General features: G+C 53.1%; 11 protein-coding genes. 8 read left to right on the top strand and 3 right to left on the bottom strand.

Features of this window, described 5'->3' with window-relative positions:
- Positions 1–20: 20 nt before the first annotated feature.
- The 4 genes from ACR3EG_RS02210 (at position 21) to ACR3EG_RS02195 (ending at position 5,612) form a co-directional block, all read left to right on the top strand.
- A complete protein-coding gene (locus ACR3EG_RS02210; RefSeq protein ID WP_480482525.1) occupies positions 21–827 on the top strand; it encodes a SapC family protein in 807 nt (268 codons plus the stop codon).
- 87 nt (positions 828–914) lie between these two features.
- A complete protein-coding gene (locus ACR3EG_RS02205; protein ID WP_480482523.1) occupies positions 915–2,174 on the top strand; it encodes a TolC family protein in 1,260 nt (419 codons plus the stop codon).
- On the top strand, positions 2,171–4,318 hold the full coding sequence (locus ACR3EG_RS02200; RefSeq protein WP_480482521.1) for a type I secretion system permease/ATPase: 2,148 nt from the start codon (positions 2,171–2,173) through the stop codon (positions 4,316–4,318). Before ACR3EG_RS02205 ends, ACR3EG_RS02200 begins: the two co-directional genes overlap by 4 nt.
- A gap of 10 nt (positions 4,319–4,328) precedes the next feature.
- Complete coding sequence (locus tag ACR3EG_RS02195) at positions 4,329–5,612, top strand: HlyD family type I secretion periplasmic adaptor subunit (RefSeq protein WP_480482519.1); 1,284 nt, start codon at positions 4,329–4,331, stop codon at positions 5,610–5,612.
- 86 nt (positions 5,613–5,698) lie between these two features.
- On the opposite strand, the gene ACR3EG_RS02190 is transcribed toward ACR3EG_RS02195, so the two are convergent.
- The 3 genes from ACR3EG_RS02190 to ACR3EG_RS02180 form a co-directional block, all read right to left on the bottom strand.
- The gene (locus ACR3EG_RS02190; RefSeq protein ID WP_209196309.1) at positions 5,699–6,400 is read right to left on the bottom strand and encodes a response regulator transcription factor; all 702 of its coding nucleotides are present in this window, start codon (positions 6,398–6,400) and stop codon (positions 5,699–5,701) included.
- Positions 6,400–8,265: a PAS-domain containing protein gene (locus ACR3EG_RS02185; protein WP_480482864.1), complete on the bottom strand. Its 1,866-nt coding sequence runs from the start codon at positions 8,263–8,265 to the stop codon at positions 6,400–6,402. The genes ACR3EG_RS02190 and ACR3EG_RS02185 overlap by 1 nt, the downstream gene beginning before the upstream one ends.
- A 114-nt stretch (positions 8,266–8,379) precedes the next feature.
- A complete protein-coding gene (locus ACR3EG_RS02180) occupies positions 8,380–9,912 on the bottom strand; it encodes an alkaline phosphatase family protein (protein ID WP_480482862.1) in 1,533 nt (510 codons plus the stop codon).
- A 241-nt stretch (positions 9,913–10,153) separates the two neighbouring features.
- Here ACR3EG_RS02180 and ACR3EG_RS02175 point away from each other — a divergent pair, with 241 nt between their 5' ends.
- From ACR3EG_RS02175 to ACR3EG_RS02160, 4 genes are read left to right on the top strand one after another with little or no spacing between them, the layout of a single operon-like run.
- Entirely contained in the window at positions 10,154–11,278 is a 1,125-nt protein-coding gene (locus ACR3EG_RS02175; protein WP_480482517.1) for an MlaE family lipid ABC transporter permease subunit, read from the top strand.
- Position 11,279: 1 nt separating this feature from the next.
- Positions 11,280–12,095, top strand: a complete 816-nt coding sequence (locus ACR3EG_RS02170) for an ABC transporter ATP-binding protein (protein WP_480482515.1) — start codon at positions 11,280–11,282, stop codon at positions 12,093–12,095.
- Between the two features lie 4 nt (positions 12,096–12,099).
- Positions 12,100–13,416 (top strand): MlaD family protein, encoded by a 1,317-nt coding sequence (locus ACR3EG_RS02165; RefSeq protein ID WP_480482513.1) that lies wholly within the window; start codon positions 12,100–12,102, stop codon positions 13,414–13,416.
- Positions 13,413–14,063 carry an ABC-type transport auxiliary lipoprotein family protein gene (locus ACR3EG_RS02160; RefSeq protein WP_480482511.1) on the top strand — a complete coding sequence of 217 codons (651 nt, stop codon included), beginning with the start codon at positions 13,413–13,415 and terminating at the stop codon, positions 14,061–14,063. The genes ACR3EG_RS02165 and ACR3EG_RS02160 overlap by 4 nt, the downstream gene beginning before the upstream one ends.
- Positions 14,064–14,092: the final 29 nt, after the last annotated feature.

Raw genomic sequence — 14,092 nt, 5'->3', positions numbered from 1 at the left:
TCCAGAACGGAAGTCCGCACATGTCAAAAACTAACTTGGCACCAGTGACCTACTGTCGCCACAAAGACAAAGGTTGGTCTCGTTTCAAGACCTACCACTTCGCAGAAAACATTACGCATTGCTCTGTTGTTCTCCAGGAAATTTTTCAGGCAGCGTCAGCATATCCAATTGTTTTCAGACAAATTGGTCAACACATCATGCCGGTCGCTCTGCTTTCAATGAGCGAAACACAGACTTCACCTTTTATTGCGCCGGATGGTCGCTGGCTTGCAAGCTATGTGCCAGCTGGATTGCGCTGCCCCCCTTTTGAGGTGGAAGTAACAGACCCGCAAACCGAAGACTACAGACTAATGGTCAACGAGCGTTCCGAGTTGATTGGACTAAAATCCGACGGAGAACCTTTTTTCGATGACACTGGTGGACTGTCGCAAGAATTACGCCGCGTTCTAGTCTTTCTAAAAGCCTGCGCGATCGAGACCAACAAAACACGCAAGCTATGCCAGATGATCTCTGATCTCGGTTTTCTTAAGCCCATAGAAACTTTCGAAAGCGTTTCACTACCTGAAGGTTGCTTTGGTGCATCGCTTCCAAGAGTACGAGAAATGCCATCAGACACCTTAGCGTTTTTATACGAAAGCGGTGCCCTGCTTTTGATCCATGCACATAAGGTTTCTATGGCTCATTGCACCTGGATTTCGCGCGCTCAAGAAAAATTGACTTATGATCGCCTTGCAAAACCATTCACAGAAAATTCAGAAGTATCTGATTTCATTCAAGCATTAGCGTGCGCCCAGTCGGATGAAATGATAGAAACCGGTGAAATGTGAACTGTAATGTCAAATCTCAGATTCACCCCCATCACAAAACTGCTCTTTGTTCTTTGTTGCTTATCAGGATGTGCTTCCGCACCTGACTTGGCGTTTGTTGAAAAGTCTTTTGAGCACGGATCGGTCGGCTTTGGCGCAACCGCGCCTTCACATGAATTGGCAAAAAGTGAGTTCGGTCAACTCGTACGTTCGGCCGTTCAAAATAGTCCCTCCAACGCACGTAGCGCAAGCAGATATGACCTTGCAATTGCAGATCGCGATTCCGCCCGGGGCGCATTTCTGCCACGCGTTTCAATGGGGATTAACGCCAGATCCGAACGCGTGGACAGCGATATTGCAGGTGTGACGCCCTTCGTTCGGATATCGCAACTAGTATATGACGGCGGCGCTGCGTCCGGAGAATTGACTGCCGCGAAAGCCCGAGTTCTTGAAAGTCGCGGCGATCAACTGCAAACTGCCGCTGCCATCGCCCTAACCGCAATTGAGGCATATGTCTCAGTTACTAATCAAAGAGAGATTCAAAGAATTTCCCTTGAAAACGTGGGCGTCCATGAGGAAATAACGCGCCAAATTACAGAGCGTTTTGAACAGGGCGCCGGTTCAAGCGCCGATGTATTGACCGCGCAGTCCCGCATGGCAGACGCGCGGACACGGTTCGCAGATGCCAGAGCCCGCACAGATCGAGCTGAAGCTCAGTTTCATGAAGTGTTTGGCCACGAACCTGGCACCTTATCACCAGCGATAGAAGCTCCAAGCGTGCCAAAAACAGATGCACAGATCATTGCCGAAAGCCCTCAGGTTCGCCGCGCTGATGCTTCTTTGCTGGCGGCTAAATCGCAACAGTCAGCGGCGATTGCTAGACGCCAACCCGACATAGAAATAGCGGCCTTCACGGATCGCGATGACGACAATGATGCGAATTTCGGCGTTGATCTATCGTTCAACTACGAACTTGACAGCACAGGCCAACGAAAAGCGGCGATTGCCTCAGCAGAAGCTCAGGTCAAAGAGGCAGAATATGCAAGAGAAGATCTGGTTCGTCAACTTCGCCGTGAGTTAGAATTCGTGCGCTCTGACCAAATGGCGGGAGCGGAAAGACTACAGGCAGCTCGGATTGCAGCAACCGTTAATGCTGACAGCGTTAAAGCTGCTCGCGCTCAGTTCACCATAGGACGGCGCAGCCTGATCGAAATCCTCGACGCACAACGCGACTTTGTCAACGCACAGGAACGGCTAATTCTCGCCGAACAGAGTTTCTTTCTGACAAACTATGCGGTGCTCAGTTTGACGGGGGACATCCTTGATCTGTTGGGAATCCAGACGTTTGAGCATGGAGCAAATCAATGATCGACCTGCGTTCCCTAACCAAAAGGACAGATTTACCTGATCTGGAAACGTGTTTGATTCACGTAGCCTCATCTTTGGAAAGATCGATTTCAGTAGCCAGTTTGCAGGCTGCACGGTCCGGGGTATCGGGGAACTTAACCATTCCCCACGCGATTCAAGTTGCGCAAAATGCCGGACTCCAAGCTGGTTTTGGCGCTTGGACGCTCTCGAGTTTCGACAATACGTTGGCTCCTGCCCTGTTGTTTTTAGAAGACGATCGCGTCGTGGTTTTTCATGGGCGCTCGACCAGTGGCAGGGTCTTAATTTATGATCCAAGTCTGGGTGAAGAGATTGGTGAAGTCTTGGAAAACAATCTCCAAGATGTTTATACCGGTTATGCGATCGTATTTCGCCGGTCTCAATCCGAAGATACAAAAAACAGCGGGAACCCCACTGCGGGCCATTGGTTCTGGTCCGCGATGGCAGCAAACCGTTGGTCCTATTTTCAGGTTGTCCTGGCGGCCTCGATTGCCAACCTGCTAGGTTTGTCCACCTCTGTTTTCATCATGGTCGTCTATGACCGTGTTTTACCTAACGAAGCCAAGGAGTCACTAATTGCGCTGACAATAGGCGTTGGGTTGGCTTTGCTGTTCGACTTCGCCCTAAAGTTGTTGCGGGCAGGGTTCATTGATCAGGCTGGGCAGAAAGCCGACTTGATCATCGGGCGTCGGATTTTCAATCAATTGGTTGATCTGCGCATGACTTCTCGTACCGGTTCGACCGGCGCTATGGCGAGCACAGTTAGGGAATTCGAAACTCTGCGAGAGTTCTTTACTTCGGCAACCCTCGTCGCCTTAGTGGATTTGCCGTTCATTGGCTTGTTCATATTTGTAATTTACTTGGTCGGGGGCCCTTTAGCACTTGTGCCCGCTTTGGCAGTGCCGGTTGTTCTGATGACGGGTCTGATTGCTCAACCAATTCTGTCACGGCTGGCCGAGCAAAGTTTTTCAGACGGGCAATCCAAGCAATCCGTACTGGTCGAAACTGTGTCAGGGTTGGAAACCATCAAAACAACGGCGGCGGCACAACAAATGCGTGCCCGTTGGGAAGATGCTTTGGAACGGCAGTCTTCCCACGGCGTGAGAAGCCGTGCAGTTACGCAATTTGCACTAAATTTAACGGGTTTCACGCAACAAGCGGCCCAAGTGTTGATCGTGTTCTACGGAGTTTTTCTAATTGCCGATGGTCATGGAAGTATGGGTGCGCTTATAGCTTCGGTTATGTTGACAGGACGGGCATTGGCGCCGCTTGGGCAACTGGCCCAGACACTTACACGGATCAATCAGGCCCGAAGTGCCTTTAAGAACCTTAACGCACTGATGAACGCCACGAATGAACGACCTCAAGGTCAAAAGTGGATACGTCGACCTGAATGCCAAGGCCAAATAACATTCAGAAACGTGGAGTTCACTTATCCAGAGCAGGCGGACGCTACTTTGTCGGGCCTTTCCTTTGATATCAAACCCGGAGAAAAAGTCGCAATTCTCGGCCCAATCGGCTCGGGGAAAAGCACAGTCACACGGCTGTTGCTTGGGCTATACCAGCCCCAATCCGGGTCTGTGATGCTTGACGGAGTGGACATTCGCCAGTTGGACCCCGGGGATCTGCGTCGAAACATCGGGACCGTTCTACAGGATATCTGGCTCTTCTCAGGGTCGATACGGGACAATATTGCAAGTGGCAGCACCAGGCCTCGCGACCGGGACATTATCGAGGCCGGTAAAATTGCAGGTGTAGAAGATTTTACCGCCAACCGATCCGGGGGGTATGACTTAATGTTGTCAGAACGTGGCGAGGGTTTATCAGGTGGGCAGCGGCAGTCTATTGCCCTAGCCAGGGCTCTAGTAACTCGCCCTCCAATTTTGTTGTTGGATGAGCCGACCAGTGCGATGGACGTCAAAACTGAAGCGAAAGTAATAGACCGCCTCAAAAAAGCGACGACGGATACTACGATGGTCATCGTCACCCACAGAACCAGCCTGCTGTCATTAGTGGACCGTGTCATTGTTATCGAAAATGGACAGGTCAGCGCCGATGGTCCCAAGAGTATCCTAACTAGCCACACCCCTGCTCAGCGGAGGCATCTGAATGTCGCAGCATCATGATTTCGCGTCATTGGCACGGGAAATGCGCGGACGGTCACCTTTTAAGGGCTCGATCCTGTTATTGCTCATATTGGCGTGTCTTATCAGCGCGGGTTTGTGGGCCTATCTTACGGAACTGGACGACGTAACACGTGTAGACGGCCGGGTGGTTCCATTGGCGGACGTCCAGCTGATCGAAGCAACAGAAACTGGTGTGCTCCAGCATCTGCACGTGAACGAAGGTCAATTCGTGGAAAAAGGCGCGCTGCTGATGGAGTTCGACACGACGCAAATCGATAGTCAATTCAGTCAGGAACAACAGCGCGCTTTTGGATTAATGGCACGGGCGGAGCGGCTGATGGCCGAAATTGAAGACCGTGAGCTCTTTTTTTCCAAGGAACTGATGGAAGGTGCGCCGGACGTGGTCCGATCGGAAACTGCTTTGTACCAAGGTCGTCAGTCAGAGCTCATCGCTGAGATCGCGATCCTCGAGCGTCAACGGGAGCAGAAACAAAGGGAGTATGAAGAAGGGCTGGTAGACAAGTTAACAGCCGACGAAACTCTTAAGATCCTAGCTGAAGAGCGCGCCATCATGACGCCGCTTGTAGAAAAACGGATGGAACCCGCCACGACGCTGTTGACTCTGCGCCGTAATGAAGCCGAGTGGCATGGGCGCAGAACACGTGCGCAAGCGGTGACCAACAGGCTGCAAACCGGCCTCGCAGAGATTGACGACCGAATTCGTGCGACGCGCAGCCGGTTTCACACCGCAGCCTTGACTGATCTTGCTATTACAACGGCGGAATTGGCAGCGCTAAAACCCGTTTTGCCGGCTTTGCAGGATCGCGCAAGTCGCGCGCAAGTTAGATCTCCGGTTCGAGGCGTGGTCAACCGGATTCACAGAACCACGATTGGTGGGTTGGCCCGCAGCGGAGAGGAATTGATCGAGTTAGTTCCACTCGGGGACAATTTGCTTGTCGAAGCCTACGTGCGTCCAGATGATATCGCGTTTTTGCACGCCGGACAGCCGGTGAAGGTCAAAATCACCGCTTATGACTTCGCGCGATACGGTGCGTTGGATGGGGAAATCGTCCGGATCGGTGCGAACACGATAACGCGGTCAGAACGAAATGACGAAGAAGTTTTTGTCGTTGAGATCCAAACCCAACAGTCTTTTCTGGATGCCAACGGAGTGGCAGTTGAGATCATTCCTGGCATGATCGCCGAAGTCGATATTCTAGCGGGACGAAAAACTGTGATGGAATACCTGATAAGACCCGTCGTCAAAGTCAAAGAGCAAGCTCTGCGGGAATAGAAAGAAGTTCTGAAGGCGGGCCAACCGAACTAATAACCTGAAATCACTTGGCGACCATGGACTGAAAAACTCATAATGCCGCACGCTTATTGCCAAACGACATCTCCCAGAAAAATGTAGCCTGCACCATAGATCGTTTTGATTAATCTGGGGTTTTTGGGGTCTTCACCCAATTTTGTACGCAGTCGGGATATTCTGACATCCATCGCCCGATCGAAACTATCCCCTGCGGCACCGCCCAAAGTCTCTTGCATATGTGCCCGACTGATCAACCTTTTTGGGCTTTCCAGAAACAGCCGCAAAACTTCCCCTTCGGCGTGGCTGAATGGGGTCTCGGTCCCTGCTCCATCATCCAGAATGTAGCGATCGAAATAGGCAGTCCAGCCGTTAAAATGCGCCACATCAGAATGAGTTGGTCGCACCCGCGGCGCTCGCAACCGGGCCCGTATACGCGCGACAACTTCGGCAGGATCAAACGGCTTGGTGATATAATCATCAGCACCCAATTCCAAACCGGTAACCCGGTCCTGTACCTGCGCTCGGCCCGAGATGATTATGACCGCTGCGCCTTGCTCTAGCGCCAGGCGATGCACCAGCGCCAGACCATCTGTGTCAGGCAATGAAAGATCCACCAGGCACACGTCTGGAGTAACACGTTTCAACGAGGCTTCGAACTCGCGCGCACGAGAGAAACTCTGGGTCCGGAAGCCTGCCTCCTCCAACGCATCGGTCAGTATCCGTCGAATTTCAGGTTCGTCATCAACGATCGTGACCAGTGGTTGGGTCATCAGGCGGCCTCGGTTCTGATCAGGGCGCAAAGTTGAGCGCGGGTGAATGGCTTGCGTAAAACTGGTGCTCGGACAAGCGCTTGTTTGTGCAATGGGTCGGAATAAGGCAGCGAAGTCATTAGAATGCAGGGCACCGATGCGTTTATGTCGTCCAAAAGATTCAATCCGGTCTCCTCTCCCTCCAAGCGGATATCCGACAGTACCAAGACTATGTCCTGTAAATTTTGAACCAAAGCCAAAGCCTCGGATTTCGAAGTTGCCTCGATCACGGAAAATCCCAGTTCGACCAGCATGTCGCGGAATTGGCTTCTGAGCGCGTCGCTGTCTTCGACGAGCAGCACAAGCCCCTCTTGCACGGGCGGAGCCGATCTGTACGGCAAACGCAGCACCACAGAGGCGCCAGACGGTGTGTTGCGCAGATCCAAATCGCCGCCAGCCAGTTTGACCGTGTCATAAACCATTGGCAAACCAAGCCCAGACCCCTTATTCCCCTTGGTGGTAAAAAACGGGTTGAGTGCTTTGTCCAATGCTTCAGGAGAAAAGCCGGGGCCGGTATCGGAAACCGCGATTTCCGCCCAGATGCTACCCACCTTATGCGCGCTGATGGTAATCTGACCTGTTTCACCACAGGCATCGCGCGCATTTAACACAAGGTTCAGCAGGGCATCCTGCACCATGCCCGAATCCAGCATCAAGGCGACGTCTGGCAGTGTATTGACCACCGATAGCCCAACACCGCGCGGCAACGACGGCGAGGCCAGAATGCGCAGGTCTTCAAGTAACCCACGCATATCGGTTGCCTTGGGTTGAGGAGTGCGATTGCCCGTCATATCCGCTATTCTGTTCAGCAATTGCCCTCCGCGGCGGGCGGTCTGCTGCGTGGCGGTGACCAACTCACGGGCATATTCCGGCAAGTCCATCTTTTGCAGTCGGGATTGCATTCCAAGAATGATCGTCAAGAGGTTCGAGAAATCATGGGCAAGGCCGCTGGTCATCTGGGCCGCCATGGCCCGACGGCGCGTTTGCTGCAAGGCGACCCGGGCTTGTGTTTCTTCGGTGATATCAACTGACATGACATAAACCCCGCCTTCTTTGTCTGGCGTGAAAGAAACACGAATACGTCGCGAACCCTGGTTTTCGGTGAACTCGAAAACGGATGTTTCCCCGTCATACGCTTTCTGAAGGTGCGGCTCGACTTTGTCATACGCCGCAGCACCCAATGCCTCAGAGATATGAATCCCTATTATATCGGAAGGACGGCCTGGCATCACTGAGTTCAGACGTCGATTGGAATAGTCATATCTTCCTTCAATATCCAAATGCGCTATATGAGCAGGCATCATTTCAGTCGTCATGCGCGTGCGGGCTTCGATTTCGGTCAACTGCCGCTTGGCTTCTTCCAATGCCGAATTTGTAGAAGCCAGCTTTCGGTTCGCTGCCGACAGTTCCTCGGCCCTGTCCAAAAGTTGCCCAGACAGTTCTACCGAACGGGCGCGCAGCAGGGCCTCAGCCTGTTTGGTGCTTGTGATATCTGTATAAACTGCTACCCACCCCCCCTTCGGCAACGGCGCGCCCTCGACCGAGATAACCTGACCGTTGGCTCGAACGCGTTCAAGGTAGTGGGGTTCAAAAGTCAAAGCCTGTCGGATTCGGCGTTCGACGATCTGGTCAGCATCCGCATCATCGCCATACTCACCATGTGTCGCCAGATAGTGGATGGTATCCCGAAACAGCGCACCGGGTTTGACGAGGTCATCGGGCAGGTCAAACATCACCTGAAACGGTCGATTGCTTACAACCAGTCGCAGCTGACTGTCATAGATCGACAACGCCTGACCAATCAGATTCAACCCGGCCGACGTCATCGCTTTGATCTGTTCTTCGGTGATGTCCAATTTCACCCTCCCCGAGTTATATCCGTAACATCGGAAATCTCGCAGGTGTAGAGGCGTTAGCGCCCAAGGCCACGCAGAATTCGATCAATGCCTAGAGCGAGACTTTGGGCCGTCGGATGTAATCGCACATAATGACAACGTGTGGTCCATATTGCGCATTCGGTGCCGCAACATTTGGCGCGTAAGCCGGGCCAGTTCGGGTGCGTAGTCGGGGTTGAACGCCACGTTTTCATGCTCTCCACGGCCCGTGTGGTCAAAAAGCATGGGAGGCAGGTCCGCAGCGAACTCGACCAGAGTAAAGCGGTCATCCCGCAATATTCCAAGGGATGAATCGCTGGGATCAGTCCCTAGCTGTTGCTGCCAGATCGTGGGGTTCAAAGGTTCCGAAAAGTCCAGCTCACTAAAGGAATAGCTGCGCCAGTCCTCGGGCAGGTTCCCACGCAGCAAAGGCAGCAGAGACCGCCCATCCATCGAATTCGGAATGGATTGCCCAATCCAGTCGAGAATAGTCGGGGTAACATCGATGGATTCGGTCGGAGCAGAAATCACGGAACCCGCTTGGTCTCGATTGCCAGGCAACCGGATCATAAGGGGCGTGTGATAGGCCCCATCATAGACGGTCATTTTACCCCAGCTGTTTCGATCTCCGAGCATCTCTCCGTGGTCAGCAGTGATAATGATCAAAGTGTCGTCATACTGGCCACTGTCCTTCAGGAACTGGACGACCCGTCCGATATGGTGATCAACTTCCGTCGCCAACCCCAGATAAACGGACCGCAGAATTTGGATATTCTCAGGCGTCGGATCAACGTTCTTAAAACCCAGGACGAAATCAGCAGCAGTCTGTTTTTGCATAGTAGGTGCAAAGAACGGATGAACTTCGGCCTCGCTGTTCGCGCCCCCAAGCCCGGCAGGCAGAGGGAGCGACGTCGGGTCATACATGTTGTTGTAGGGGGCAGGTGCCACAAGGGGTGGATGCGGGCGGATATAGGTGAGATGCGCAAACCAATTCTGCCCAACAAACGGCGCCATACTATTAAGGAATACATCCGTCAAAAACGCGGTGTCACTGTCTTTTGCCGCGTACAACGCTGGGTCATTCAGTTTGGGCTGCCCACCGGATTCAGAGACCGGTGAATGGACATCCCAATAGCTGTCAAAGGAATAGCCCTGTTTCATCAAGTGCGACCGCCATGGATAAGACTCTTCTAGTCGCATCTCGACCACTTCTTCGAACCCGGCCATGGGTTGTTCATAAGACCGAAGAACAGGGTCATTTGGGTCGTGTATCCTAGGGTCGGCCGTTGTGTCGGTATAGCCAAACAACAAAGGCGAATAGCCAGCCTTTCGCATTTCACTTGCTATGGTCGGAGTGTCGTGGCGCAAAGGTGTTCCGTTTCGCACGGATCGATGGTTCATCGCATATTGCCCGGTCAGGATAGAGGCGCGCGACGGGCCACAAGGGTTGGTCACTGAAAAATGCCTGTCGAACGTCACCGCCTCTTGCATGAAGGCGCGCATGTTGGGCAGGTCGACATGTCCCGCCAGTGCGCCGTTCAGACAATCGGCCCTAAGCTGGTCAATAATGATAAAAAGGACATTCCCGGCGCGTTGCATCCCAATTCCTCTGATCCTGCTGGCTTGGCTTTTGATGCGGACATTGTCCGGGTTCTGCCCAAGCAGCAACAGATTCGTCACACTTGGCCTTAGTTAAGATCAGACTTGAAACGTGTTTGTCGGCTTGGTCGATCAATCCTGCGTCTGAAACTGTCACACATGCGCTATTGAGAGGAGAGAATTACCCGAATCTTTCGAAAAATACGTTGCAGCGCACGCGTGTTTTAAATCACATACGCTCATGACCCGACCAACCGTAAATTTGAACCATGATGCTGAAGGCATCAGCATTCTAGTGTCGGGTGAACTTCTAACCCAAACCCTAAGCAGTATAGAAGCCGCATTCACATCCTTCACGCCTACGGGGAACAAGGTCGTTGTCGACCTGTCAGACGTTAAGGCAATGGATACAAGCGGCGCATGGCTGGTCGCCGATCTGACGCGCCGGGTACAAAAGGCAGGGGGTGAGATTGATCTTCATGGTGCGTCACCTGCCTATTCCGACCTCATTGCGACTGTGTTCAAAAGCATCCCCGATGACCCAGTAACTGAAATTCACCATCGCAGCTTTGGAGACTGGGTGGAAAGCGTCGGCAAGCGGACGGCGGGCGGGTGGAAAGACACCCTGTCGATGCTGGACTTTCTTGGCCTGACGCTGCACCGACTAGGTCGGACCCTTCTGAACCCACGCAGGCTACGGCGAGCGGCTCTGGTCTCGCAGATGGAAGAGGTCGGTTTCAAAGCCATTCCGATCGTTGCCTTGATGGGTTTTCTGATTGGCGTCGTTTTGGCATTCCAAGGTGCAACCCAGTTGAAACAGTTCGGCGCCGAGATTTTCGTAGTCGAACTGATCTCGATCTCGGTTTTGCGGGAATTGGGCATCCTTCTGACGGCTATTATTGTGGCAGGTAGGTCCGGTTCGGCTTTCACGGCGTCCATAGGCTCGATGAAAGTGCAGGAAGAGATTGATGCCATGCGCACCTTGGGCCTGGACCCAATCGAGGTTCTGGTCATCCCGCGGGTGGTCGCCTTGCTGATCATGTTGCCGATCCTTGGCTTCATTTCCGATATCTCCGCCCTGATCGGCGGCGGACTGATGAGCTGGATCGACCTCGACGTCAGCCCCGGAATGTTCGCGACGCGGTTAAAGGAAAACACAGGCATTTGGCAATTTGCGATCGGCATGATCAAAGCCCCCTTCTTTGCGCTGGTCATTGGGGTGATAGCCTGCTGGCAGGCAATGCAGGTCAAAGGGTCTGCTCAAAGCGTCGGGCAAAGAACAACTTCATCAGTTGTCCAATCCATATTTATGGTTATTGCACTGGACGCGCTGTTCTCGATCTTCTTCTCGGTCATGGGGGTCTGACATGGATGGAACCGTGCTGCAGAAAACTACCCAGGCCGACACACAGCGCGAAGCCGTCATCCGTGTACGTAACCTGACCAACCAGTTCGGGCCGCAGGTGGTCCACCAGCACCTTGATCTGGACGTCTGGCGCGGTGAGGTACTGGGCATCGTCGGCGGGTCAGGTACTGGTAAGTCCGTTCTGCTACGGACAATTGTCGGGCTGAACAAACCTGCAGCTGGCAGTATCGAAGTTCTGGGCGTCGACGTGCTGAACGGTCCAGAACAGGAGCGTCGAAGGATTGAACAGCGCTGGGGCGTTGCATTTCAGGATGGGGCGCTGTTTTCGTCACTGACCGTTTTGCAGAATGTCATTGCTCCTTTGCGCGAACATACTGGCATAAGTGAAAGTCTTATGTGCGCTCTTGGCAGTTTGAAAATCAGCCTGGTTGGTTTGCCACAACTGAGTTGCGGCAAGTTTCCTTCGGAACTTTCGGGCGGGATGCGCAAGCGGGCTGCGCTGGCCCGTGCGTTGGCAATGGATCCCGAAATCGTTTTCTTGGATGAGCCCACGGCCGGGTTGGACCCGATCGGAGCCGCCGCTTATGACGATCTGATCGGAGAACTGCAAAATGCGCTGGGATTAACTGTATTCATGGTCACGCACGATCTGGACAGCCTGTATGCCATTTGTGACCGTATTGCCGTTCTCGCGGAAAAACGCGTTTTGGTTGAAGGGCCGATTGAAGAAATGACCAAAGTCGATCATCCTTGGGTGCAAGAATATTTCACCGGCCCTCGGGCGCGCGCAGCGCAAGAGAAAGGGCAAAGCAGGTAGAACCATGGAAACCCGAGCGAATTATATCCTGATCGGCGCCTTCACCCTTGCGGGCATACTAGGTGCTTTCGGGTTCTTTCTGTGGCTCGCCAAATTCGAAATCTCGCGGCAATACGCTTATTATGATGTGTTGTTCGACAACGTCTCGGGCCTATCCGCTGCTGGTGGAGTCAGCTACAATGGCCTGCCGGTAGGTCAGGTGATTTCTCTGAATCTCGATGAAAATGACCCTTCAAAAGTACGCGTTCGTCTGGAAGTCGACGCAGAAATCCCGGTTACGACAGAGACAATCGCTCAGTTACAATCGCTTGGTGTAACAGGTGTCAGCTATGTCGAGCTGGCCGGTGGTTCGCCCACAGCCGAGCGTCTACCGCAAGATAGCCTCATCAAAAGCAAACGCAGCGCGATACAATCCTTATTCGAAGGCGCTCCGCTGCTGATGGAAAAAGCAATAACGTTGCTAGAAGACATCAATGAGGTCGTCGACGACAAGAACCGGCAGGCGGTTTCGGATATTCTTGAAAACGTCGCTTCGGCCACTGGTCGCCTAGATAAGACACTGTCAGACTTTGAAGGCCTGTCGTCTGATCTGGGCGGAGCAGCGCGTGAGATTTCTGCTTTCTCAAAACGGCTTGATAATCTGGCCGACACAGCGGAAACAACGCTGGAAACTGGTACTGACACTTTAAAAAGCGTTAAAACAGCGTCCGAATCCGCCGCAGCTGCCTTGGACAGTGCAAAGGTTACTTTTGAAACAGCGGATCAGGTCATCCAACAGGATCTCAAACCATTCATTGAGCAAGCTTCGTCTTTGGCTGAGAACTTGTCGGGCCTGTCCGATGAAGGCAGCGTCGCGCTGGCAACCGTTTCCGAGACTTTCCTGAATGCAAACAAAACCCTTGGTACGATCACAGGTGCGATGGAAGCGGCCAAGGGAACCCTCACCTCGGCCGAGCGTGCCTTTGACTCGGCGAACCGAGTGATTAACGAAGACGTGGGAGAGGTGGTTGCAGACATTCGTAACGCAGCCAATCAGGTGGCGAACACGGTCACGCGGGTAACCGACCGGCTGGACGAAATATCAGCTGATGTTCTCAGTGCTTCAAAGTCCGCTTCTGAATTGCTAGGCACGATTGACGGCATCGTTCAGGAGAACCGTCGTCAACTGTCTGATTTCATGCGAGTTGGCTTGCCCCAATTCACTCGCTTCATCGAAGAATCCCAAAGGCTTGTCGTTAGCCTCGATCGGTTGGTCGACAAGGTTGAACGCGATCCTGCACGCTTTTTGCTGGGAACCCAAGCATCGGAGTTTCGCCAATGATCAGGATATTCCTTGCTTTACTGGCGGTTGCGGCCATCTCGGGCTGTACAGGGCTGGGAACGCTTACGCAGGCGTCTAAACCGAACGATCTCTACTTGCTCACGCCAAAAAGCACATTTTCAACGTCCTTGCCGCGAATCCAACGACAGATTGTAGTGGAAGAACCGACCGCAACAGCGGCGGTCAATACGGATCAGATCGCGGTGCAACCTACACCGCTTCAGGTGCAATACCTACCGCGGGCGCGTTGGGTGGACCGGGCACCTTTGATTGTTCAATCCCTGCTGGTCGAAAGCTATGAAAACAGCGGAAAAGTCGCTGCAGTCGGACGGTCCATTGTGGGTTTGCGCGCGGACTATGTCATAGTACCAGACCTACGCGAATTTCAGGGAATCGTCGTAGCACAGCCCGACGGCTCATCAATTGTACGGGTCGAAGTCAGAATGAATATCAAAATCATCGATGAGTTCGAGGATAAGATCATCGCGTCGGACTCGTTTCAAGAATATGTCATTTCAGAAAGCGACCAGACACCCGATCTGGTCAATGCTTTTGACGTCGCATTGGGCAAGACCATGCGCGACGCTGTCGAATGGAGTATTCGGAGAATACACACCCACGCCAGCAACAACCCTAGGTCTTTCTGACAGAGGTTGTTGGGTGCCGCGTAGGACGG

The sequence above is a fragment of the Ruegeria sp. AM7 genome (assembly GCF_056535965.1).
The sequence above is the reverse complement of the archived record's forward strand: the minus strand, read 5'-3'. Positions and strand labels throughout refer to the sequence as shown.

Excerpts from the sequence above, each read along its gene's own strand:
- ACR3EG_RS02210 (WP_480482525.1), top strand. The coding sequence starts at position 21 with ATGTCAAAAACTAACTTGGCACCAGTGACCTACTGTCGCCACAAAGAC.
- ACR3EG_RS02200 (WP_480482521.1), top strand. The coding sequence starts at position 2,171 with ATGATCGACCTGCGTTCCCTAACCAAAAGGACAGATTTACCTGATCTG.
- ACR3EG_RS02190 (WP_209196309.1), bottom strand. The coding sequence starts at position 6,400 with ATGACCCAACCACTGGTCACGATCGTTGATGACGAACCTGAAATTCGA.
- ACR3EG_RS02185 (WP_480482864.1), bottom strand. The coding sequence starts at position 8,265 with ATGACGTCGGCCGGGTTGAATCTGATTGGTCAGGCGTTGTCGATCTAT.
- ACR3EG_RS02180 (WP_480482862.1), bottom strand. The coding sequence starts at position 9,912 with ATGCAACGCGCCGGGAATGTCCTTTTTATCATTATTGACCAGCTTAGG.
- ACR3EG_RS02175 (WP_480482517.1), top strand. The coding sequence starts at position 10,154 with ATGACCCGACCAACCGTAAATTTGAACCATGATGCTGAAGGCATCAGC.
- ACR3EG_RS02170 (WP_480482515.1), top strand. The coding sequence starts at position 11,280 with ATGGATGGAACCGTGCTGCAGAAAACTACCCAGGCCGACACACAGCGC.
- ACR3EG_RS02165 (WP_480482513.1), top strand. The coding sequence starts at position 12,100 with ATGGAAACCCGAGCGAATTATATCCTGATCGGCGCCTTCACCCTTGCG.
- ACR3EG_RS02160 (WP_480482511.1), top strand. The coding sequence starts at position 13,413 with ATGATCAGGATATTCCTTGCTTTACTGGCGGTTGCGGCCATCTCGGGC.